Annotated in this window: 23 protein-coding genes; 10 read left to right on the top strand and 13 right to left on the bottom strand. The window is 69.8% G+C overall.

Annotation, left to right across the window (positions count from 1 at the left end; all coding sequences use genetic code 11):
- The 10 genes from C665_RS11060 to C665_RS11015 form a co-directional block, all read right to left on the bottom strand.
- On the bottom strand, positions 1-410 hold a 410-nt coding region (locus C665_RS11060), incomplete at its 3' end, for an Hpt domain-containing protein (protein ID WP_211207583.1).
- A gap of 75 nt (positions 411-485) precedes the next feature.
- A complete protein-coding gene (gene cheZ / locus C665_RS11055) occupies positions 486-1,340 on the bottom strand; it encodes a protein phosphatase CheZ (RefSeq protein WP_004309319.1) in 855 nt (284 codons plus the stop codon).
- Between the two features lie 31 nt (positions 1,341-1,371).
- Positions 1,372-1,770, bottom strand: a complete 399-nt coding sequence (gene cheY / locus C665_RS11050; RefSeq protein ID WP_004309318.1) for a chemotaxis response regulator CheY — start codon at positions 1,768-1,770, stop codon at positions 1,372-1,374.
- Positions 1,771-1,800: 30 nt separating this feature from the next.
- On the bottom strand, positions 1,801-2,760 hold the full coding sequence (locus tag C665_RS11045; protein ID WP_004309317.1) for a chemotaxis protein: 960 nt from the start codon (positions 2,758-2,760) through the stop codon (positions 1,801-1,803).
- 9 nt (positions 2,761-2,769) lie between these two features.
- Entirely contained in the window at positions 2,770-3,738 is a 969-nt protein-coding gene (locus tag C665_RS11040) for a chemotaxis protein (RefSeq protein ID WP_004309316.1), read from the bottom strand.
- A gap of 16 nt (positions 3,739-3,754) precedes the next feature.
- Entirely contained in the window at positions 3,755-4,747 is a 993-nt protein-coding gene (motB, locus tag C665_RS11035; RefSeq protein WP_004309315.1) for a flagellar motor protein MotB, read from the bottom strand.
- 76 nt (positions 4,748-4,823) lie between these two features.
- A complete protein-coding gene (gene motA, locus C665_RS11030) occupies positions 4,824-5,678 on the bottom strand; it encodes a flagellar motor stator protein MotA (protein WP_004309314.1) in 855 nt (284 codons plus the stop codon).
- A 192-nt stretch (positions 5,679-5,870) separates the two neighbouring features.
- On the bottom strand, positions 5,871-6,458 hold the full coding sequence (gene flhC, locus C665_RS11025) for a flagellar transcriptional regulator FlhC (protein WP_004309313.1): 588 nt from the start codon (positions 6,456-6,458) through the stop codon (positions 5,871-5,873).
- Between the two features lie 10 nt (positions 6,459-6,468).
- On the bottom strand, positions 6,469-6,786 hold the full coding sequence (gene flhD / locus C665_RS11020) for a flagellar transcriptional regulator FlhD (RefSeq protein WP_004309312.1): 318 nt from the start codon (positions 6,784-6,786) through the stop codon (positions 6,469-6,471).
- Between the two features lie 156 nt (positions 6,787-6,942).
- Positions 6,943-8,871 carry a diguanylate cyclase gene (locus C665_RS11015; RefSeq protein ID WP_004309311.1) on the bottom strand — a complete coding sequence of 643 codons (1,929 nt, stop codon included), beginning with the start codon at positions 8,869-8,871 and terminating at the stop codon, positions 6,943-6,945.
- 144 nt (positions 8,872-9,015) lie between these two features.
- Between C665_RS11015 and C665_RS11010 the strand changes: the two genes are divergently transcribed.
- The 10 genes from C665_RS11010 (at position 9,016) to C665_RS10965 (ending at position 17,446) form a co-directional block, all read left to right on the top strand.
- Entirely contained in the window at positions 9,016-9,564 is a 549-nt protein-coding gene (locus tag C665_RS11010; protein ID WP_004309310.1) for an NUDIX hydrolase, read from the top strand.
- A 96-nt stretch (positions 9,565-9,660) separates the two neighbouring features.
- Positions 9,661-10,245, top strand: a complete 585-nt coding sequence (rsxA, locus tag C665_RS11005; protein ID WP_004309308.1) for an electron transport complex subunit RsxA — start codon at positions 9,661-9,663, stop codon at positions 10,243-10,245.
- A 13-nt stretch (positions 10,246-10,258) separates the two neighbouring features.
- Positions 10,259-10,810, top strand: coding sequence for an electron transport complex subunit RsxB (gene rsxB / locus C665_RS11000; RefSeq protein WP_004309306.1), 552 nt, complete (start codon positions 10,259-10,261; stop codon positions 10,808-10,810).
- Complete coding sequence (gene rsxC, locus C665_RS10995) at positions 10,810-12,531, top strand: electron transport complex subunit RsxC (protein WP_004309304.1); 1,722 nt, start codon at positions 10,810-10,812, stop codon at positions 12,529-12,531. Before rsxB ends, rsxC begins: the two co-directional genes overlap by 1 nt.
- 7 nt (positions 12,532-12,538) lie before the next feature.
- Positions 12,539-13,555, top strand: a complete 1,017-nt coding sequence (locus tag C665_RS10990; RefSeq protein WP_004309303.1) for an RnfABCDGE type electron transport complex subunit D — start codon at positions 12,539-12,541, stop codon at positions 13,553-13,555.
- Positions 13,552-14,220, top strand: a complete 669-nt coding sequence (locus C665_RS10985; protein WP_004309301.1) for an RnfABCDGE type electron transport complex subunit G — start codon at positions 13,552-13,554, stop codon at positions 14,218-14,220. The genes C665_RS10990 and C665_RS10985 overlap by 4 nt, the downstream gene beginning before the upstream one ends.
- Before the next feature lie 2 nt (positions 14,221-14,222).
- Complete coding sequence (locus C665_RS10980) at positions 14,223-14,942, top strand: electron transport complex subunit E (RefSeq protein WP_012585872.1); 720 nt, start codon at positions 14,223-14,225, stop codon at positions 14,940-14,942.
- Between the two features lie 17 nt (positions 14,943-14,959).
- Positions 14,960-15,592: an endonuclease III gene (gene nth / locus C665_RS10975; RefSeq protein ID WP_004309297.1), complete on the top strand. Its 633-nt coding sequence runs from the start codon at positions 14,960-14,962 to the stop codon at positions 15,590-15,592.
- A 97-nt stretch (positions 15,593-15,689) separates the two neighbouring features.
- The gene (locus C665_RS10970; protein ID WP_004309293.1) at positions 15,690-16,124 is read left to right on the top strand and encodes a DUF1841 family protein; all 435 of its coding nucleotides are present in this window, start codon (positions 15,690-15,692) and stop codon (positions 16,122-16,124) included.
- Between the two features lie 194 nt (positions 16,125-16,318).
- Positions 16,319-17,446 (top strand): aminotransferase class V-fold PLP-dependent enzyme, encoded by a 1,128-nt coding sequence (locus tag C665_RS10965; protein WP_004309292.1) that lies wholly within the window; start codon positions 16,319-16,321, stop codon positions 17,444-17,446.
- Positions 17,447-17,562: 116 nt separating this feature from the next.
- Here C665_RS10965 and hflX read toward each other — a convergent pair whose 3' ends face one another.
- The 3 genes from hflX to C665_RS10950 form a co-directional block, all read right to left on the bottom strand.
- On the bottom strand, positions 17,563-18,906 hold the full coding sequence (hflX, locus tag C665_RS10960; protein WP_004309290.1) for a GTPase HflX: 1,344 nt from the start codon (positions 18,904-18,906) through the stop codon (positions 17,563-17,565).
- A 90-nt stretch (positions 18,907-18,996) separates the two neighbouring features.
- On the bottom strand, positions 18,997-19,395 hold the full coding sequence (gene cueR, locus C665_RS10955) for a Cu(I)-responsive transcriptional regulator (RefSeq protein WP_004309288.1): 399 nt from the start codon (positions 19,393-19,395) through the stop codon (positions 18,997-18,999).
- Positions 19,396-19,651: 256 nt separating this feature from the next.
- Positions 19,652-21,762: copper-translocating P-type ATPase (locus tag C665_RS10950; protein WP_004309286.1), on the bottom strand; the 2,111-nt coding region annotated here is incomplete at its 5' end.

Here is a 21,762-nt window from a genome sequence, read left to right as displayed (position 1 = left end):
GCGGCGGCTGCCGCCGGTCGCCCGGCGCACGCGGCGCGCAGCGCCTCGAGCAGGTCGGGCGCAGCCGGCCCCGGACGGTTGCCGCGGCCCAGATCGACAAACATGTCGCGCACCGCGCCGGTCGCCGACAGGATCACGTCCATGCGCTCGGGGGTGACCTCGAGCTCGTGCTTGCGCAGGCGATCGAATAGGCTCTCGGTGAGGTGGCACAGGGTCACCAGCTCGGCCGCGCCGAGGAAGCCCGCGCCGCCCTTGATGGTGTGGAAGCCACGGAAGATGTCGTTGAGCAGGCCGGGGTCATCCGGGCTGTGCTCGAGTTCGACGAGCTTGTTGTCGACGTCGGACAGCAGGTCGCCGGCTTCGACGAGGAAGTCCTGCAGCAGATCCTCCATCCCGGCAAAATCACTCACGGCTTGCTCCTGGTTGCGGTGCGACCCCACGCGGGACGATCACCGGTTCGCGCGGGGTCCGGCCCCGCGGCTTGGTCAGAATCCGAGACGCTCGAGCAGCTCGTCGACCTGGGCCTGGTCCTGCACCACGTCGCTGCGCCCGGCCGGGTCGATCACCGGTCCGTTGAGCAGCCCGGCCGCCTGCTCGGGCTCGAGCACCTGCGCCGGCGCGGCCTCGATCAGCACCTGCAGCAGCTGGGTCTCGAGCGTGCGGGTGAGCTCGACCAGGCGCTTGATCACCTGTCCGGTGAGGTCTTGGAAGTCCTGCGCCATCATGATCTCGTGCAGCTGCGCGCCGGTGCTGCGCGCGCCGTCGCCCACCGTGCCGAGGAAGGCGCGCGTGTCGGCGGAGAGTTCGCGGAAGGCCTCGGGACTCAGGCGGCCGGCGTAGAGTTCGTCCCAGCGCGCGCACAGCGCATCGGCCCCGTTCGCGAGTTCCGTCTGGATCGGCCCTGCCACGTCGGTGGCGTTGAGCACCCGGCTGGCCGCCTGCTCGGTGGTGCGGGCGACGTAGGTGAGGCGCTGGCGCGCGTCGGGCACGGCCTCGGCCGCCCGGTGCAGCGTGGTGTCGAGGCCGAGCTCGCGCAGCGCGTCATGGACCTGGCGGGCGAGCTGGCCGAGACGGTTGTACACCACGCCCTCGCCAGCCGCCGCGCCGGCATTCTCGACCGTGCCGCCCGCAACCGGCGCCGCGGCGCCAGCCTGCTCGGCGACGGCGTCGAAGAGCGCCTGCAACTCGTCGTTATCCCCGGACTCGTCGACCGGCAGGATCGATGCCGCCGGCTCCGCACCCGCACCCGCCGCGGCGAAGGGGTCGGCGGCAATGCTGTCGAAGAGCGCCTGCAATTCGTCTGAATCGCCCATCGAGTCCACCTTGGACTTCTTGCTCATATCCATGCTCCGTCTGCGCTGCGGACGAGGTTCATGCCCGGCCGCGGCCCATCTTCTCGAAAATCTTCTCCAGCTTCTCGGCCAGCGTCGCCGCGGTGAAGGGCTTGACCACGTAGCCGCTGGCACCGGCCTGCGCGGCGGCGATGATGTTTTCCTTCTTGGCCTCGGCGGTGATCATCAGCACCGGCAGGTGCTTGAGCTCGGGCGTGCGGCGGATGCTCTGCAGCAGGGTCAGGCCGTCCATGTTGGGCATGTTCCAGTCGGTGACGACGAAGTCGTAGGGGCTGGACTTGAGCTTCTGCAGCGCCACCGCGCCGTCCTCGGCCTCGTCGACGTTGGCGAAGCCGAGCTCCTTCAACAGGTTGCGCACGATGCGGCGCATGGTCGAGAAATCGTCGACGACGAGGAAGCGGGTCTTGGGATCGGACATCAGATGTCTCCGGGTTCTTTGCCTGTTCGGTCAGGAAGTCCGACGCGCCCGTTGCAGCATCGGGCGGATGGTGTCGGCCAACACTTCGGCGTCGAATTTTGCCACGTAGGCGTCCACCCCGACCCGCGTGCCCATGGCGCGGTTGGCCTCGGACGACAGCGAGGAGTGCATGACCACCGGGATGCCGGCGAAGCGCGTGTCGCTCTTGATGCGGCGGGTGAGCACGTAGCCGTCCATCTCGGGCATCTCGGCGTCGAGCATGATGAGGTCGATCTCGTCGATCAGCCGGTGCCCGGTGTTCTCGGCGTGGGCGGCCAGGCTGTCGAGCCGCTTCCACGCCTCCATGCCGTTGGTCGCGTGCTTGTGGCGCACACCGAGGCGGTCGAGCACCTCGGTGATCTTGCGGCGCGCGACCATGGAGTCGTCGACGAAGAACACATTCACCTCGTGGCCGTTGCCGATCGGCGCGATGTCGCCGACCACCGCCTCGCCGAAGGTGTCGGCGAGGATGGACTCGACATCGAGGATCGACACCAGGCGGCCGTCGTCGAGCTCGGTGATCGCGGTGATGAAGCCCTGCGTGCCGGTCGACACGTTCTCGGGCGCACGCACGCGCTCCCAGTCCACGCGCACGATGCGGTCGACCGAATCGACCAGGAAACCGAGCGTGCGCTTGCTGTATTCGGTGACCATCATCGCCTCGCCGAGCGGCGCCCCCGCAGAGGTCAGCCCGAGGATGACGCCGAGCGAGAGCACCGGGATAACGTTTCCGCGCAGCGAGATCAGGCCCTCGACACCGCGCGGCATGTTGGGTGTGCGGGTGATGAAGGGCGTGCGCGAGACCTCGCGCACCTTGAAGACGTTGATGCCGAAATGCTCGCCGGTACCGAGCGAGAACAGCAGGATCTCCATGCGGTTCGAGCCGGCCAGCGTGGCGCGGCCATCGACCGCGTCGAACAGGGCGGATTCTTCGTGACGGTTGTGTTCCATGGCTCTTCCTCAGCGTCCGCTCGCGGCCTCGGCCATGCCGAGCAGCCGGGTCAGCACCTGGGACAGGCGCTGCGGTTCGAACTTGGACACGTATTCATCCACCCCGACAGAGAGGCCGAGCTGGTGGTTCGAGCTGCCCGACAGCGACGAGTGCATGATCACCGGGATGCCGGCGAAGCGGCGGTCGGCCTTGATCTGGCGGGTGAGCATGAAGCCATCCATCTCGGGCATCTCGACGTCGGTCAGCACCAGGCTGACGAAATCGGCGACCTTGCGACCATTGGCCTCGGCGCGCGCCGCGACCCGGGAGAGTTCCTCCCAGGCCTGGCGGCCGTTGACCGCGCCGACGTGGCGCAGGCCCATGGCATCCAGGGTCTGGGAGATCTGCTTGCGCGCCACCGAGGAGTCGTCGGCGAAATACACCACGTGGGCATCGGCACCCGGCAGCGGCGCGATGTCGCGGAACAGGAAGGCGTCGTCGTAGCGCGAGGTCTCGGAGAGCACGCGCTCGACGTCGAGCATCATCACCAGGCGGCCGTCGGCGAGCGAAGTCACCGCGGTCACCAGCCCGCCCAGGCGCGCGGTGAGCATCTCGGGCGGCACCCGCATCTGCGACCAGTCCAGGCGCAGGATGGTGTCGACACCCTCGACCAGGAAGCCCTGGGTGTGGCCGTTGTACTCGGTGACGATCATGATCTCGCGCGCAGCATCGTCACCGACCCCGACGTAGCGGCCGAGATCGACCACCGGGACGAGCGCGCCGCGCAGGCTCACCATGCCCTGCACCGCGTCGGGCATGTCGGGCGCGGCGGTGATGGTCGGCCGGCGCATCACCTCGCGCACCTTGAAGACGTTGATGCCGTAAGTCTCGCGGCAGCCGCTGCGCGCGTCCACGCCGAGCGTGAACAGCAGGATCTCGAGCTTGTTGGTGCCGGCGAGCCGGGTGCGGGCGTCGATGTTCTTCAGCAGTTCGGACATGGCTGCAGCCTTGGATTCAATTGGGCGCCGGGACAATCCCCGGGCTTCCCCTCATATCGGCCGGATTGCGCCCGACTTGAGCACCGCCCGGCGGCGGCGTGGCGCCGGGCGCCTGCTGGCTGCGCATCGCCTCCTCGGCCGCACGGTTGAGCACCACGATGCTGATGCGTCGGTTCGCGGGGTCGAGCGGATCGCCCGGATTCAGGTGCGCGGTGTCGGCAAGGCCAACCACGCGCAGCATCTTGCCCGCCTCCAGCCCGCCCGCCACGAGCTCGCGGCGCGCGGCGTTGGCGCGGTTGGAGGACAGCTCCCAGTTCGAGAAGCCGCGCTCGCCGCCTGCGTATTGGGCCGAGTCCGTGTGGCCGGACATGCTGACACGGTTGTCGACATCGTTGAGCGCAGCGGCGATCTCGCGCAGCAGCTCGCGCGTATAGGGGCGCAACTCGGCGCTCGCCGAGGTGAACATCGGCCGGTTCTGCGCGTCGACCAGCTGTATCCGCAAGCCCTCGCTGACGATGTCGATGAGGAGCTGGTTCTTGAACTGGCGCAGCGAGGGGTTGGCCTCGATGACCGCCTCGAGCTTGCCCTTGAGGTCGATCAGGCGCGCGCGTTCACGGCGCTCGGCGATCGCCTGCGCGGTGGCCTCGGCCTCGCTCTTGACGCGCGCGGGCGCGGCGTCGAGATTGATCGCGCGCGTGCTGGGGGTGTCGCCCCTGCGCACCTGGCCGACCTTGCGCGAGAGGTCCTCGCCACCGCCCTTGATGATGCTCGAGCTGTCGCCGGTGCCTTCGCCGCCCTGCATGGCGAGCTTGAGCGGGTTCTGGAAGTAGTCGGCGATGCCCTCGAGGTCGCCCTGCGCGGTCGAGCCGAGCAGCCACATCAGCAGGAAGAAGGCCATCATCGCGGTGACGAAGTCCGCGTAGGCGATCTTCCATGCACCGCCGTGGTGGCCGCCACCGCCCTTCTTGATGCGCTTGACGACGATCGGTTGCTGGGTATCGTCGCTCATCGCGCAACTCCGCACGCCGGCGCAGGGCGCGGCGCCTGGGGACGACGGGAGTCAGGGACGCGGGGGCTCATCGCGTTCAGCCCTTGCGGTTCTTGATTTCCTGCTCGAGCTCGGCGAAGCCCGGGCGGTCGGTCGAGTACAGCACCTTGCGGCCGAACTCCACCGCGACCTGCGGCGCATAGCCGTTCATGCTCGCCAGCAGCACCACCTTGATGACCTGGTAGATCTTGCCGCTCTCCTCGACCTTCTGCTCGAGCTGGCTGGCGATCGGCGCGACGAAACCATACGAGACCAGGATGCCGAGGAAGGTGCCGACCAGCGCGCCGCCGATCATCTTGCCCAGCACCGCGGGCGGCTGACCCACCGAGCCCATCACGTTCACCACGCCCATCACCGCCACCACGATGCCGAAGGCGGGCACCGCATCGGCGACCTTGGAGACCACGTGCGGCGCCTGGTGCGCCTCCTGGTGGTGGGTCTCGATCTCCATGTCCATCAGGTTCTCGATCTCGAAGGCGTTGAGGTTGCCGCCCACCATCATGCGCAGGTAGTCGGTCATGAACTCGACCGCGTGATGGTCGGCGGCGACGCTCGGGTACTTGGAGAAGATCGGGCTGGAGTCGGGGTTCTCGATGTCGTTCTCGATCGACATCAGGCCTTCCTTGCGCACCTTGGCGAGGATCTCGAACAGCAGCGCGAGCAGGTCGACATAGAGCGCCTTGTTGTACTTCGAGCCCTTCACCGCCAGCGACAGCGAGCCGAGCGTGCCCTTGATCGCCTTCGGGCCGTTGCCGGCGACGAAGCCACCGATCATCAGGCCGATGATCGCGAGGTACTCCATGGGCACCCACAGCGCGGCCAGGCTGCCATGCACCGCGTAGGTGCCCAGCGAGGCGGCGAGGATGATGACGTAGCCGATGATCAGGAACACGGGGAAACTCCGAAGCGTTTCGCTGCGCCGCGCACGGACCGGCACGGCTCTCGCAGGGGATAACGGCGGCGGCGGGAGGAACTTGAACGCGCCGGGGCGCGACGCCACGCCGTGCGCGGACGTGACATGGGCCGCCTGTTTCCAGCGCGGCCCATGTAGGAACCTGCATGCGGGCCGGAGGGCCCGCCGGGGTCAGGCGACGACCGCCTTGCGGCTGGCGGCCGTCGTCTTGTGCGTGGGCGCGACCGCCTTGCGGGTGGTGGTCTTGCGGCGCGCGGAGCCGGCGCGCGAGGGCATGTTGCACAGGCCGCACACGTAGTCGTGCACCGGATCGTGGGCGTGGGCGACGAACTCGCCGCCGCAGCGGGTACACGCGGCCATCTGCAGCAGGTCGGCGTCGAAGAAGCGCACCAGGGTCCACGCGCGCGTGAGGCTCAGCGCGGGCTCGATCACGCCGGTCTCGATGTGGTCGAGATAGAGGTGATAGGACTTGAGGATCGCGTCCAGGCCGTGCACGCCGGCCGGGCCGGTGAAGTAGCGGTACAGGTTCATGAACAGCGAGGAATGCACGTTCGGTTGCCAGGTCATGAACCAGTCGGTGGAGAACGGCAGCATGCCCTTGGGGGGCGAGGCACCGCGGACTTCCTTGTAGATCCTGAGCAGCTTCTCGCGGCTCAGCCTGGTCTCGACCTCGAGCATCTGCATGCGCGCACCGAGTTGCACCATCTCGACCGCACGACGCACGTCGTCGGCCTCTTCGATCACACTCTTGTTCTTCATTCGGCACTCCTCAGCGCGCATCGGCCGCCGCCTTGCCGGCGGCGAGGATCGCCGCGTGCAGGCCCGCGCTGGCGGCATCCCGCCCTTCGCCCGCCATGAGCCGGGCCAACTGGGCATCGTCGAAGCGGAAGCAGGGCAGCAGCGTCGGACTGGACGCCATCCTGACCAGCTTGGCCGCCGACATCGACTCGATCAGGTCCGCGAAGGCCTCGCCGATCCCGAGCCGGAACAGCGCGGTCGCGCGGTCGTCGCGCAGCATCTGCTGTGCCAGCATCAGGTAGGCGAGGTTGAGTTCGCGGATTTCTTCCTGGAAGTCGGGGCGATCCATGGTTTTCCATCCCGCACGGGGATCAACGTCTGCAAGTTAAAGTAGTTTCTCAGGAGCGGCAAGCCGCTCCCCCCGGCTCCGTGCCGCATTTCACGCACAAGGTGTCGCCCCCGAACAACACCTGCCGGCGGGGCGGCCGCGCCTTCCCGCCGGCATTCAGCCCGCGCCGGACTGGAGCTGGAGTGCGGCGATGCAGTTGCGGCCACGCTGCTTGGCACGATACACGCTGTCGTCGGCACACTTGATCAGTGCATCGACGCTGCCCATGGCGGGCACGCGCATGGCCACGCCGACGCTGGCAGTGAGGAAGATCTGCGGGCCGCCGGTCTCGACCGGACTGGCCTGCACGGCCACGCGCAGGCGCTCCGCGACCAGCATCGCCGCCTTCAGGTCGGTATCGGGGCACAGCACCAGGAACTCGTCGCCACCGGTACGGCAGATCAGGTCCTGGGCGCGCAGCGCGCCACGCAGGGTCGCCGCGGCCTGGCGCAGGGCCATGTCGCCGACGTCGTGCCCATGGGTGTCGTTGATGGTCTTGAAGCCGTCGAGGTCGACGATCATGACCGAGAAGGCGCGACCGTGACGCGTCGCCGTGGCCCACTCGGCCTCCATCGCCTCGATCGCCCGACGGCGGTTGGGCAGACCGGTGAGCGGGTCGGTCAGCGCGGCCTCCTGCAGGCGGCGGTTCGAGATCGACAGCTCGGCGGCGAAATTGCGCAGTTCCTCGCGCTCGTGCTCGAGTTCCTGCTGCAGCACCAAGGTGCGCACGCAGGCACGCAGGCGCACGGTCAGCGCCGCACGTCGCAGCGGACGGACGAGGAAGTCGTCAACCCCGGCGCCGGAGGCGGCCAGCAGGCGCGCCTCGTCGTCGCTGCCGAGCATGCAGATCACGTACACGCCGCGTCCGAGGCGCATGTCGCGCAGGCCGCGCACCACCCGTTCCCCCTCCTCCGACCAGTCCGCGACCAGCAGTTGCGGCTGGACGTCGAGCGCGGCCTCGAGCGCGGCGTCCGCGCCCGCAGCAGTGAACGGGACGATCCCCGCGGCTTCGAGCTCGCCGCGCAACAGCTCGCGGTCCTCGCGCGCGCCGGCCACGACCAACGCACGCATCGGCTGCGGACCAGCGGCCTCGGCGGCCACCTTGGGCGCCTCGCCAACCGCATCCACCGCCGCGCTGCCCACCTCGGCGAAGCGGGGCGCGTCCTCGGTGCGGATCTGCAGCAGCTTGCCCCACTCCGCCCAGTCGCGCCCGACGCGCTCGCACAGCGAGACGAACTCGCCGCGCCCGAGGCCGAGGCGGCCCGCCAGGCGCAGCATCGGCGCCATCAGACGCACGTGCTCGGAATCGGGCGCGAGGCACAGCTGCGCCACCGCGCGCGCCAGCACGAGGCACTGCACGATCCCGGCCTCGCGCGAATCCTCCGCGTAGCCGGCCAGCTCGGGCTCTTCGTGGAAGCGCACCGGTTGCACCAGCGCGTCCGGCACCCCCCAGTCGGCAAGCATGGCGGCACCGAGCTCGCGGTGGTTCATCGCGAAGGCCTGGTCCTCGAGCACCACCTGCTGCAGGGCGGGATCGCGCTTGAGTTCCGCGAGCAGGCGGGAGAAGGCCTCGGGATAGAGGGTCGCGAGCGAGAGCTCGCCCACGCGAGCGAGCAGGCCGAGGCTGAACGCCTCGTCGGGTGCGACCACGCGCACGCGCTGGGTGAGCGCCTGCATCGAGATCGCCATCAGCAGCGCGGAGGACCAGAAACGCGGGTAGTCGAAGCCCTGGCAGGTACCCTTGCGGTAGGTCGACAGCAGCGAGAAGCCCAGCGCCAGCGTGCGCACGGCGGGCAGGCCGAGCACCATCAGCGCTTCCTGCACCGACACGATCGCGCGCCGGTTCTCCGCGATGAGGCCATTGGCCGCCTTGATCAGGCGCCCGACGAAGGCGGGATCGCCCTTGATCACGCGGCCGAGCTCGGCCAGCGAGACGTCGGGCGCCTGCGTGAGCCGGATGATCGCGAGCGCCACGCCGCGCGGCGAAGGCAGGTCTCCCGCCGCCTTGAGCTGCGCATATCGCTTCATGTCGATCGGTTGCGGCATCCCTTTACACTCCCTCGCTCGCTGTCGCCGGCCGATTCTGGCACAGAGCCCGCTTCATCGGCCGACTGGCGTCATTCTTTAGGCCGTGCTGCCGGCAGACGGGTCAAAGCAAGCTAGAATCGCCGAAAACCATTGTCCGCGACCATGAAATACTGCTCGAATTGCGGCGCCACCGTCGCCTTCCGCATCCCGCCCGGGGACACCCTTCCCCGCCACGTCTGCGAGCAGTGCGGCACCATCCACTACCAGAACCCCAAGTTGGTGGTGGGCGCGCTGGCCGAGTGGGAAGACCGCGTGCTGCTGTGCCGGCGTGCGATCGAGCCGCGCCACGGCATGTGGACGCTGCCGGCCGGCTTCATGGAGAACGAGGAAACCACCGCCCAGGCCGCCGCCCGCGAGACCCTGGAGGAGGCCTGCGCGCGCATCGAGGTGGGCGAGCTGTACACGCTGATCGACGTGCCGCACATCAGCCAGGTCCACATCATCTACCGCGCCCGCCTGCTCGACCTCGACTTCCGCCCCGGCGAGGAGTCGCTCGAGGTCGCGCTGCTGCGCGAGGACGAGATCCCCTGGGAGCGGATCGCCTTCCGTTCGATCGCGATCAGCCTGCGCCACTTCTTCGACGACCGTCGCAGCGGCCGCTGGCAGCTGCACACCGCCAGCCTCGCCCCGCCGCCACCGGATTGGCGCTGAGGCCCGGAGGCCCGGCCGATACATGCTCCCGCATCAGGGTTGATGCGGGACTCGGGCGCGGAGGATAATCCTGCAATTCCCTTCCGCGCGCGGATCATGACCAGCTACATCTTCGTCGTCATCGGCGCCGTCCTGGTGAACAACGTCGTACTCGTCCGCATCCTCGGGCTGTGCCCGTTCATGGGCGTGTCGAAAAAGCTCGAGACCGCCATCGGCATGGGCGCGGCCACGACCTTCGTGCTCACCGTCGGCGCCGGCACCAGTTACCTGATCGACCACTACCTGCTCCAGCCCTTCGATCTCGGCTACCTGCGCACGCTGGCCTTCATCGTCGTGATCGCGGCGATCGTCCAACTCACCGAGCTGATCATCCAGAAGACCAGCCCGCTGCTGCACCAGGTGCTGGGGATCTACCTGCCGCTGATCACCACCAACTGCGCCGTGCTCGGCGTGCCCCTGCTCAACGTCGGCTTGAAGCACGACCTGCTCGAATCCCTGTTGTTCGGCTTCGGCTCCTCGCTCGGTTTCACCCTCGCGCTCGTGCTGTTCGCCGGCATCCGCGAGCGCCTGGACGGCGCCGACGTGCCGATCGCCTTCAAGGGCACCGCGATCGCGATGATCACCGCCGGTTTCATGAGCCTCGCGTTCATGGGCTTCGCCGGCCTCGACCGCTTCCACTGAGGCCCGCTCCACCATGATCACCGCGATTCTCGTGATGGCCGGCATCGCCATCGTGCTCGGCCTCACCCTGGGCTACGCCGCGATCCGCTTCAAGGTCGAGGGCGACCCGCTGGTCGAGAAGATCGACGCCATCCTGCCGCAGACCCAGTGCGGCCAGTGCGGCTTCCCCGGCTGCAAGCCCTACGCCGAGGCGATCGCCAACGGCGAGGCCGACATCAACCAGTGTCCGCCCGGCGGCGAGGAGGGCGTGCGCAAGCTCGCCGACCTGCTCGGACGCGAGTTCAAGCCGCTCTCCGAAGAGCACGGTGTCGAGAAGCCGAAGTCGGTCGCGGTCATCGACGAGCAGGTCTGCATCGGCTGCACGCTGTGCATCCAGGCCTGTCCGGTGGATGCGATCGTGGGCGCGGCCAAGCAGATGCACACCGTGGTCGAGCCGCTGTGCACCGGCTGCGAGCTGTGCGTGGCGCCCTGCCCGGTCGATTGCATCGCGATGGTGCCGCTGGCCGAGACCGTGCACACATGGAAATGGAAATACCCGGTGGTCGAGATGCGGAGGGTCGCCTGATGCTGCGTGAGCTTTTTCGCTTCCATGGCGGCGTGAAGCCCGCAACCAACAAGAGCGCCTCGACGACCTCGCCGATCGCTAAGGCCCCCATCCCCGCGCGGCTGGTCGTCCCCCTGCACCAGAGCCTGGGCAGCCCCGCCATCGCCCTGGTCGAGCCCGGCCAGCGCGTGCTCAAGGGGGAACGCATCGGCGCGGCGGGCGGACGCCTGTCCGCCGCGATCCACGCACCCACCTCCGGCGTGGTGCGTGCGGTCGAGCCGGCGCTGGTCCCGCACGCCTCGGGCCTGCGCGAACCCGCGGTGATCATCGAGAGCGACGGCGAGGACCGCTGGGCCGAGCCCGAACACATCAACTACCGCATCACCCCGCCCGACGAGGTGCGCGACTTCGTGCGCGATGCCGGCGTGGTCGGCCTCGGCGGCGCGGTGTTCCCCACCCACCAGAAGATGCGCCCCGGCAGCGGCGGCAAGACCCGCACGCTGGTGCTCAACGGCGCCGAGTGCGAGCCCTTCATCACCTGCGACGACATGCTGATGCGCGAGCGCGCCGACGGCATCGTCTCCGGGGCCGCGATCCTGCGCCACATGCTGCAGGCCGAGGAAGTCCTGATCGGCATCGAGGACAACAAGCCCGAGGCGATCGCGGCGATGCGGCAGGCGGTCGCGGCGGCGGGCGAGCACATGGAAGTGGTCGCCGTCCCCACCCGCTATCCCGCCGGGGGCGCCAAGCAGCTGATCCGCGTGCTCACCGGCATCGAGGTGCCGCACGGCGAGCGCTCCACCGACTACGGGGTGCAGTGCTTCAACGTCGGCACCGCCTACAGCGTCCACGAGGCGCTCGAGCTCGGCCGCCCGCTGGTGTCGCGCATCGTCACGGTCGCGGGCAACGTCGAGCGCCCGGGCAACTACGAGGTCCTCATCGGCACGCCGATGGACGAGCTGGTGCGCCTGTGCGGCCCGCGCGCGGACACCCGCTTCCTCGTCATGGGCGGACCGATGATGGGCGTGCGCATGCCCGCCTTCGACGTGCCGGTGGTGAAGGCGACGAACTGCGTGCTCGCGGCCGACGACAAGCTTTTCCCGCCGGCTCCGCCCGAGCAACCCTGCATCCGCTGCACCGAGTGCGCCAAGGCCTGCCCGGTCGAGTTGCAGCCCTTCGAGCTGTACTGGTTCAGCCGCTCGAAGAATTTCGGCAAGGCACAGGAATACCACCTCTTCGACTGCATCGAGTGCGGCTGCTGCGCCTACGTGTGCCCCTCGCACATCCCGCTGGTCGACTACTACCGCTTCTCCAAGGGCGAGATCTGGGCGCGCGAGCGCGAGAAGGCGGCCGCGGACCAGGCACGCGAGCGCTTCGAGTTCCGCAACTTCCGCCAGGAGCGCGAGAAGGCCGAGAAGGCCGCCAAGCTCGCCGCCAAGGCGGCCGAGACGCGCGCCAAGCTGGCCGAGGCCGGCACGGCCGAAGCGCCGGCGGCGGCCGAGGCCCCCGCCGCGGAAGATCCCAAGAAGGCCCTGATCGCCGCCGCGCTCGCCCGTGCCAAGGCCCAGAAGGCCGAGATCCAGCCGCAGAACACCGACAACCTCAGCCCGCAGACGCAAGCCGAGATCGCCGACATCGAGACCCGCCGCAAGGCGCTCGAGGCGGCCGCAGTCCCGGCTTCGACCGCACCCGCGCCGCAAGCCGCCGACGCGGCGGACCTCCCCGACGAGCCTCGCCCCTGAGCCCCGCATGATCCACTCTCCCTACGTCCGCAAGGCGGTCAGCGTGCAGCGCACGATGGGCCTCGTGCTCCTCGCGCTGATCCCCGGAATCGTCGCCCACGCACTGCTCATCGGCCCCGGCGTGCTGGTGAACCTGGCGATCTCCACGATCACGGCGGTGGGCGCAGAGGCGCTGATGCTGCATCTGCGCAAGCGCCCGGTGGCGATCGCGGTGGGCGACCTCTCGGCCGTCGTCACCGCCTGGCTGGTCACCTTGTGCTTCCCGCCGATCGTGCCGTGGTGGCTCACGGTGTGCGGCGCCCTGGTGGCGATCGTGGCCGTCAAGCACCTCTATGGCGGCCTCGGCCAGAACCCGTTCAACCCGGCGATGATCGCCTACTGCTCGATGATCGTCGCCTTCCCGGCGCTGATGTCGCAGTGGCCGCCGGCCGGCCAGCTGTCCTTCGACACCCAGCTTGCGCTGATCCTCGGCGGAGCGCGCGACATCGACGGCATCACCGGCGCCACCGCGCTCGACGCCCTGCGCACCGGGCTGCGCTCGGGAACCCAGACCGTCGATGCGGTGCTGCAGGGCTCGGCCTTCGGCGCGCTCGGCGGGCGCGGCTGGGAGTGGATCTCGGTCGGCTATGTCGCCGGCGGCCTCTTCCTGCTCGCCAAGCGCATCATCACCTGGCACATGCCGCTCGCCTTCATCGGCGTGCTCGCCGGCATCTCGACCCTGTTCTGGCTGCTCGATCCGGGCCGCTTCGCCTCGCCGCTGTTCCATCTCGCCAGCGGCGGCGCGATGCTGGCGGCCTTCTTCATCGTCACCGACCCGGTCTCGGGTGCGACCACCCCGCGCGGCAAGCTGCTCTTCGCCGGCGGCATCGCGTTGATCGCCTGGCTGATCCGCAACTTCGGCGCCTACCCGGAGGGCATCGCCTTCGGGGTGCTGCTGATGAACATGTGCGTACCCCTGCTCGACATGAAGACCCAGCCGCCGGTCTTCGGTCACCACAAGGACGCGAAGGGAGGCGGCAAATGAGCGCGCGCTATTCCGCGACCCGCACCGCCCTGCGCACCGGGGCGATCATGGTGGTGTTCACGCTGGTGTTCACCGCCTTGATGGCCGCCACCCACCGTGTCACCCAGCCCGCGATCGAGGCCTCGGCACAGGATGCCCAGCGCCGCCTGATCGACGAGGTGCTGCCGCCCGGCAGCTACGACAACGACCTGCTCGCCGACGTGGTGCGCTTCGGTCCGGCGCCGCAGATCGGCATGGACGAAGGCGGGCGGGTGTGGCGCGCGCGCAAGGGTGGCGAGCCGGTGGCGCTGATCGCCGAGGGCGCAGCCACCGACGGCTACTCCGGACGCATCGCGCTGCTGGTGGCGGTCAATACCAACGGCCTGCTGTCGGGCGTGCGCGTCACCCAGCACAAGGAAACCCCGGGCCTGGGCGACTACATCGACCCGAAGAAGGACCGCCGCAAGGACATGCCCTGGATCGGCCAGTTCGCGATCGCCACCTGGAAGGACGTGAACACCGCCGCATGGACCGTGCGCAAGGACGGCGGCACCTTCGGCTACCGCACCGGCGCCACCATCAGCGCCCGCGCCGTGGTGCGCGCGGCCGGACGCAGCACGGCGTTCGTGGTCGAACGCATGGACGCGCTCTTCGCCGCCCCCTCCGGCGGCGTGCTGGGAGAATGAGCATGAGCCCGCAACAATTCCGCGAGATCGCCTGGAACGGCCTGTGGAAGCAGAACACCGGCCTGGCGCAGCTGCTCGGCCTGTGCCCGATCCTCGCGATCAGCACCAGCATGGTCAATGCGGTCAGCCTCGGGCTGGCCACCATCCTCGTGATGGCGATGTCCAACCTCGCCGTGTCGGCGCTGCGCAACTTCATCCCCTACGAGATCCGCATCCCGGTCTTCGTCCTGATCATCGCCGCGCTGGTCACCGTGGTGGATCTCTCCTTCAACGCCTTCTTCCACGACCTCTACCTGGTGCTCGGCATCTTCATCCCGCTGATCGTCACCAACTGCATCGTGCTCGCGCGCGTCGAGGCCTATGCGGCCAAGAACGACCCGCTCACCTCGACGGTGGACGGCATCATGATGGGCATCGGCCTGGTGTGGGTGCTCGCGGTGCTCGGCGGCATGCGCGAGCTGCTCGGCGCCGGCACGCTGTTCTCGGGCATCGAGATGATCCTCCCCGGCGCCTCGGCGTGGAACGTGTTCGGCGACGGCTACCCCGGTTTCCTGATCGCCATCCTGCCGCCCGGCGCATTCTTCGCGCTCGGCGTGCTGATCGCCGCATTCAACGCCATCAACGTGCGCCTGGCGGCGCGCGCGCGGCGCAATCCGCCACCCGCGCCGACACAGACAGCCGAGCCGAAAGAAGACGCTGCCGAGCCGGCCGCCGCGGGCTGAGGACGCGCATGGCAGCGATGAAGCGCGAGGCGATCCGCGAGTTTTTCCGCCGCCTGCACGAGGCCGAACCGCACCCGCAGACCGAACTCGAGTACGCGTCGCCCTATCAGTTGCTGGTCGCGGTGGTGCTGTCCGCCCAGGCCACCGATCGCAGCGTCAATCTGGCCACGCGCAAGCTGTTCGCGCTCGCCCCCACGCCCGAGGCCATGGTCTCGCTCGGCGAGGAAGGCATCGCCGAGTGCATCAAGAGCATCGGCCTGTTCCGCAACAAGGCGAAGAACACCCTCGCGCTGTCGCGCCTGCTGCTCGAACGCCACGGCGGCGAGGTGCCGGCGGTGCGCGAGGCGCTCGAAGCCCTGCCCGGCGTCGGCCGCAAGACCGCCAACGTGGTGCTCAACACCGTCTTCCGCCAGCCGGCGATGGCGGTCGACACCCACATCTTTCGCCTCGCCAACCGCACCGGGCTGGCCCCGGGCAAGGATGTGCTGGAGGTCGAGAAGGCGCTGCTGCGGCGCGTGCCGAAGGACTACCTGCTCGACGCCCACCACTGGCTGATCCTGCATGGCCGCTACGTGTGCACCGCGCGCAAGCCCAAGTGCGGCGAGTGCGGCGTGCGCGACCTGTGCCTGTGCCGCGACAAGACCGACTGAAACCCGACGCGGACGCCCGCCGGCGCGCGCTGCGCCCGCACCGCACCCGCGCCCGAACACCCCGCGCCCGAGTGCGCAAGAGAACCGAGGACCCGACATGTTCAACCCCAGCCGCGACCAGGTGCGCAGCTTCTTCATCGACACCTGGCGCAAGGCGCGCGCCAAGGAAGTGCTGACGCCGATGGAGACCATCGCCGCCGACATCATCGCGCTCCACCCCGAGTACCACGCCGTGGTCGAGGACCCGGAGGCGGTGCACCGCGACTTTCCGCCCGAGGCCGGGCAGATCAACCCCTTCCTGCACCTGTCGCTGCACCTGGCCATCGAGGAGCAGCTTTCGATCGACCAGCCGCCCGGCATCCGCGCCGCCTTCGAGGCCGCCTGCCAGCACCGCGGCGACCGTCACGACGCCATGCACGACGCGCTCGAGTGCCTCGGCGAGATGCTCTTCGACGCCCAGCGCAAGGGCACCCCGCCCGACGGCGCGGCCTACGTCGGCGCGCTGCGCAAGCGCGCCGGGCTGGCGCTCTGAACGCAGCCCGATCGGACGCCGTTCGCCCTCCGCGCCTCGCCCTGCACGCGGGCGAGGCGCTAGAATGATCGCTTTCGGACGAATGGATCGGGCCCGCCTCGACGAGGCCCGGGGCCGATCCCGGCCCACGCCCCGCCCACCTCATTCCCGCCCCCCTTCTTCCTCGAAGAATCCCCGCTCCCCAGGAGGTCTCCATGCCCGGTCTGCTCACCCACGTCGATCCCGATGGCCTGCTCGAATACTCGGTGGTCTATACCGACCGCTCGCTCAACCACATGTCGCAGGCCTTCCAGGGCGTCATGCGCGAGCTCTCGGCGACGCTGAAGAAGGTCTACCACGCCCACGCCGTCGCCATCGTCCCCGGCAGCGGCACCTTCGGCATGGAAGCGGTCGCGCGCCAGTTCGCCACCGGCCGGAAGACCCTGGTGATCCGCAACGGCTGGTTCAGCTACCGGTGGACGCAGATCTTCGAGATGGGCGACATCCCCGCCGAATCCGTGGTGCTCAAGGCCCGCCAGGTGCGCGACGAGGCGCAGGCGCCCTTCGTCCCGGCGCCGATCGACGAGGTCGTTGCGGCGATCCGCCAGCACCGCCCCGACGTGGTGTTCGCCCCGCACGTCGAGACCTCGGCCGGCATGATGCTTCCCGACGACTACCTGCGCGCGGTGGCCGACGCCACCCACGCGGTCGGCGGCCTCTTCGTGCTCGACTGCATCGCCTCGGGCACGATCTGGGTGGACATGGACGCCACCGGCGTCGACGTGCTGGTGAGCGCGCCGCAGAAGGGCTGGAGCGCCTCGCCGTGCTGCGCGATGGTCATGCTGAGCGCCGCCGCGCGCGAGCGCATCGAGGGCACCACCAGCACCAGCTTCGCCTGCGACCTCAAGAAGTGGCTGCAGATCATGGAAGCCTACGAGGGCGGCGCCCACGCCTACCACGCCACCATGCCCACCGACGGCCTGGTCACGCTGCGCAACGTGATGCGCGAGACCGAGGCCTACGGCTTCGACAAGGTCAAGGCCGAGCAGGTGGAACTCGGCGCTGGCGTGCGTGCGCTGCTCGAGGCGCGCGGCTTCCCGAGCGTGGCCGCCGCGGGCTTCCAGGCCCCGGGCGTGGTGGTGAGCTTCACCACCGACGACGGCATCAAGACCGGCGCCAAGTTCGCCGCCGCCGGCCTGCAGGTCGCCGCCGGCGTGCCGCTCGCCTGCGACGAGCGTCCCGACTACAAGAGCTTCCGCGTCGGCCTGTTCGGGCTCGACAAGCTGCACAACGTCGCGCGCACCGTCGCCACGCTGGAGAAGGCGCTCGATCAGGTCGGCTGATCGGGCTCGCCCCACCCGACCGGGGGGCCACTCGCCCGAGACCCGACGCCGCATGCGCGCCAGTCCGGGCGCATCAGCTCACCGGCAAACGCCACCCTTGCGGTGGCGTTTGCGCGTCAGCGTGTCAGGGCACATTGCGCGCGCAGTCGTTCGACGGTGTCGGGCTCGCCGCGCAGCCTGAAGACCGCCCCTTCATCCTCCGCCCTTTCCTCCAGCACCTCGCAGTTGGCGTAGATCTCCTTGCGCAGCTGCTGCGCCGACCACGGCAAGAGCAGCTCCGCCTCGACCAGATCCTGCTGGAAGAACGCCACGATCGTCTGCCGCAGCCTGGCCACCTCATCCGGCCGGCGCGCGCTCATGACGATGCAGCCGGGGTATTTCGCGCGCAGCGCGGCCTCGCATTCGGCCTGCGCCGCAGCGTCGCCGACATGGTCGATCTTGTTGAAGACACGGATGCGCGGCAGCTCGTCGGCGCCGATTTCCTGCAGGACGCTGTCGGTGACCTCGAGCTGGCGCTCGAAGCCGGGATCGCTGGCGTCGATGACGTGCAGCAGCAGGCCGGCGTCCAGCGCTTCGTCCAGGGTGGACTTGAACGACGCCACCAGGCCGTGCGGCAGGTTCTTGATGAAGCCGACGGTGTCGCTGACGAGCACGCGCGGCACGCTCTCGGGGTAGAGCGTGCGTACGGTGGTGTCGAGCGTGGCGAAGAGCTTGTTGGCGACCAGCACCTCGCTGCCCGTGAGCGCGCGCATCAGCGTGGATTTGCCCGCATTGGTGTAGCCGACCAGCGCCACGCTGGCCGGGCTCTGGCGACCCTGGCGGCGCGCGCGCTGGGTCTTGCGCTCGGCCTCCATCGCGACGATCTCCAGTTGCAGCTCGGCGATGCGGTCGCGAATCTTGCGGCGATCGAGCTCGGTATGCGACTCGCCCGCACCGCGACCGCCCACGCCGCTGCGCTGCCGTCCCTGCGGCCCGGCGAGCTTGGCGGCTTCGCGCAGGCGCGGCGCCATGTAGCCCAGGCGGGCGATCTCCACCTGCGCCTTGGCCGCGCGCGAGCGCGCGTTGCGGTGGAAGATCTCGAGGATGACCATGGTCCGGTCCATCACCTCGCAGCCGGTCTCGAGCTCGAGGTTGCGCGCCTGCGAGGGCGAGATCTCGTGGTCGACCAGCAGGGCCTCGATCGCGCCGGTGCGCGGCACGGTGTCCGTCGGCGCCGCGTCGAAGCCGGCCTGCGCGGCCACGAACTCGCGGACCTCCTGACGCTTGCCGACCCCCAGATAGCCGGTGGTGTCGAAACCCGCACGCTTCTGGGTGAAGGTGTGGACCACCCGGTAGCCGAGGGTTTTCGCCAGTTCGCGCAACTCGGCGAGCGAAGCTTCGAACTCGGCATCGCTGACGTTGGGGCGTTGCACCGAGGCGACGATGGCCTTCCGGGGTTCGTCGGCGAGGTCTGTTTGCATTCAGGGCGCTTCTATCGAGGGATGAGGGGTGCGATGGTAACCCGCCGCGCCACTGCCCTGCGACGATCGCCGCCCCATCCCCGCCGCCGCTCAGCGCCCGCCGCCCGCATCCAGGTCGGTGAGGATGGGGCAATCCGGGCGTGCGTCGCCATGGCAATGCGCCGCAAGGGTGCGCAGCGTATCCACCATCCCCTGCAACTCGGCGATCTTGCGTTCGAGCGCGGCGACGTGCCCGAGCGCGATGCGCTTGACGTCCGCGCTCGCCCGCCCCTGGTCGCGCCACAGCGCGAGCAGGTCGCCGATATCCGCCAGCGAGAAGCCCAGGTCGCGCGCGCGGCGGATGAAGCGCAGCACGTGCACGTCCTCGCCGGTGTAAGCGCGGTAGCCCACGTCGGTCCGCCGCGCCGCCGCCACCAGGCCGATCGACTCGTAGTAGCGGATCATCTTCGCCGACACGCCGGAGGCGGCGGCCGCCTTGCCGATATTCATGCTGTTCTCCATGTGCCGCTCGCGCCTCCCAGTCGCCGGCATCCAAGCGGAGTGCCCGGCCATGCGATGCACCGACGCCCTGCGCATGCCGCGTAGGAGCGACGCAAGTCGCGATTGCAGCGGCGGAAACACCGCGGCGCGGAGAGGAGCGCCGGATCGCGACTCGCGTCGCTCCTACCCAAACCACCGTGCATCCAAAGCACTGCGACTTCCCGCACGCAGCTTGATGCGGCTCGCCGCGGCCCGTGGCCTGCACTCACCCGGCCGTCTGCGGCGCGTCGGCGGCGAAGCGGCGCAGGCGCAGGGCGTTGCCGAGCACGAACACGCTCGACATCGACATCGCCGCCGCGGCGAACACCGGCGACAGCAGCGCGCCGAAGGCCGGGTAGAACACCCCCGCGGCGAGCGGGATCAGCGCGCTGTTGTAGGCGAAGGCCCAGAACAGGTTCTGGCCGATGTTGCGCATGGTCGCGCGCGACAGCGCGATCGCGCGCGGCACGCCCGTCAGGTCGCCCGACATCAGCACCACGTCGGCGCTCTCGATCGCCACGTCGGTGCCGGTGCCGATCGCGATGCCCACGTCGGCCTCGGCCAGCGCCGGCGCGTCGTTGATGCCGTCGCCGACGAAGGCGACGCGACGGCCCGCCGCCTCCCCGTCACCAGCGCGGCCCGCCAGCCTGCGCAGCGCAGCCACCTTGCCGTCGGGCAGCACCTCCGCGACAACCTCGTCGATCCCCGCCTGGCGGGCGATCGCGCGCGCGGTGCGCGCGTTGTCGCCGGTGATCATCGCGACCTTCAGCCCCATGTCGTGGAGCGCCCTCACCGCCGCGACCGAGCTCGGCTTGAGCGGGTCGGCCACTGCAAGGATGGCGGCGAGGCGGCCGTCGATCGCGGCATAGAGCGGCGACTTGCCCTCGTCGGCGAGGCGAGACGCGGTGTCGGCGAACACGCCCGGCTCCAGCCCCAGCCGGCGCATCAGGCGGTCGGCGCCGACCTCGACGCGCTCCCCGCCCACCCGTGCGCGCACACCGTAGCCGGGCTCGGCCCCGAAGCCCTCCGCGGCGGCGATCTCCAGCCCTTCCGCACGCGCCGCGACGACGATGGCCTCGGCGATCGGATGCTCCGAGGCACGCTCGACCGCCGCCACGCATGCGAGCACGTCGGCACGCGCAAAGCCCTCGGCAACCACCAGGTCGGTGAGCTGCGGCTTGCCGACGGTGAGCGTGCCGGTCTTGTCCAGCGCCACCACGGCCGCGTCTCGCAGCAGCTGCAGCGCGTCGCCCTTGCGGAACAGCACGCCCATCTGCGCCGCGCGCCCGGTGGCGACCATGATCGAGGTCGGCGTCGCCAGCCCCATCGCGCACGGGCAGGCGACGATCAGCACCGCCACCGCATTCACCAGCGCGAAGGTGAGCACCGGCACATCCGCCGGAAGCCAGGCGGCCCCGAACAACAGCCAGGCGAGGAAGGTGAGCGCCGCCACCCCCATCACCACCGGCACGAACACCATCGTCACCTTGTCGACCAGGGCCTGGATCGGCAACTTGGCGCCCTGCGCCGCCTCGACCATGCGGATGATCTGCGCGAGCACGGTGTCCGCCCCCACCCGGGTGGCGCGGAAGGCGAAGGCGCCGCGGGTGTTGAGCGTGCCGCCGACCACGGTCGCACCGGCGCCCTTCTCCACCGGCACCGGCTCGCCGGTGATCATCGATTCGTCCACGAAGGACGCACCCTCGACCACCTCGCCATCGACCGCCACCTTCTCGCCCGGGCGCACCTCCACCACGTCGCCCACCGCGACCTCGGCGATCGGCAACTCCACCACCCCGGCGTCGCGCCGCACGCGCGCGGTGCGCGGCTGGATACGCATCAGGCGGCGGATCGCGTCGCTGGTGCGGCCGCGCGCGCGCGCCTCGAGCAGGCGCCCGAGCAGGATCAGGGTGATGATCACCGCCGCGGCCTCGAAATACACATTGACCGTACCCGCCGGCAGCAGCGCGGGCGCGAACAAGGCCACCACCGAGTAGCCCCAGGCCGCCGAGGTGCCCACCGCCACCAGCGCGTTCATGTCCGGCGCGCCGCGCAGCAGCGCGGGCACGCCCTTGCGGAAGAAGCGCAGCCCGGGCCCGAACATCACCGCGCTGGTCAGTACGAACTGCAGCAGCCAGCTCTCGCGGTGGCCGATCGTGGCCATGACCCAGTCGTGCATGCCGGGGATCAGGTGCGCGCCCATCTCGAGCACGAACACCGGCAGGGTGAGCGCGAGCGCGATCCACACCGCACGCCGCAGCGCCGCCTCCTCGGCCGCGGCGTCGGCCTCGCGCGCCCCCTCGCGCACCTCCGCGGCCGGCGTCGCACCGAAGCCGG

The organism is Thauera aminoaromatica S2, assembly GCF_000310185.1.
GTDB classification, from domain to species: domain Bacteria; phylum Pseudomonadota; class Gammaproteobacteria; order Burkholderiales; family Rhodocyclaceae; genus Thauera; species Thauera aminoaromatica.
The sequence above is the reverse complement of the archived record's forward strand: the minus strand, read 5'-3'. Positions and strand labels throughout refer to the sequence as shown.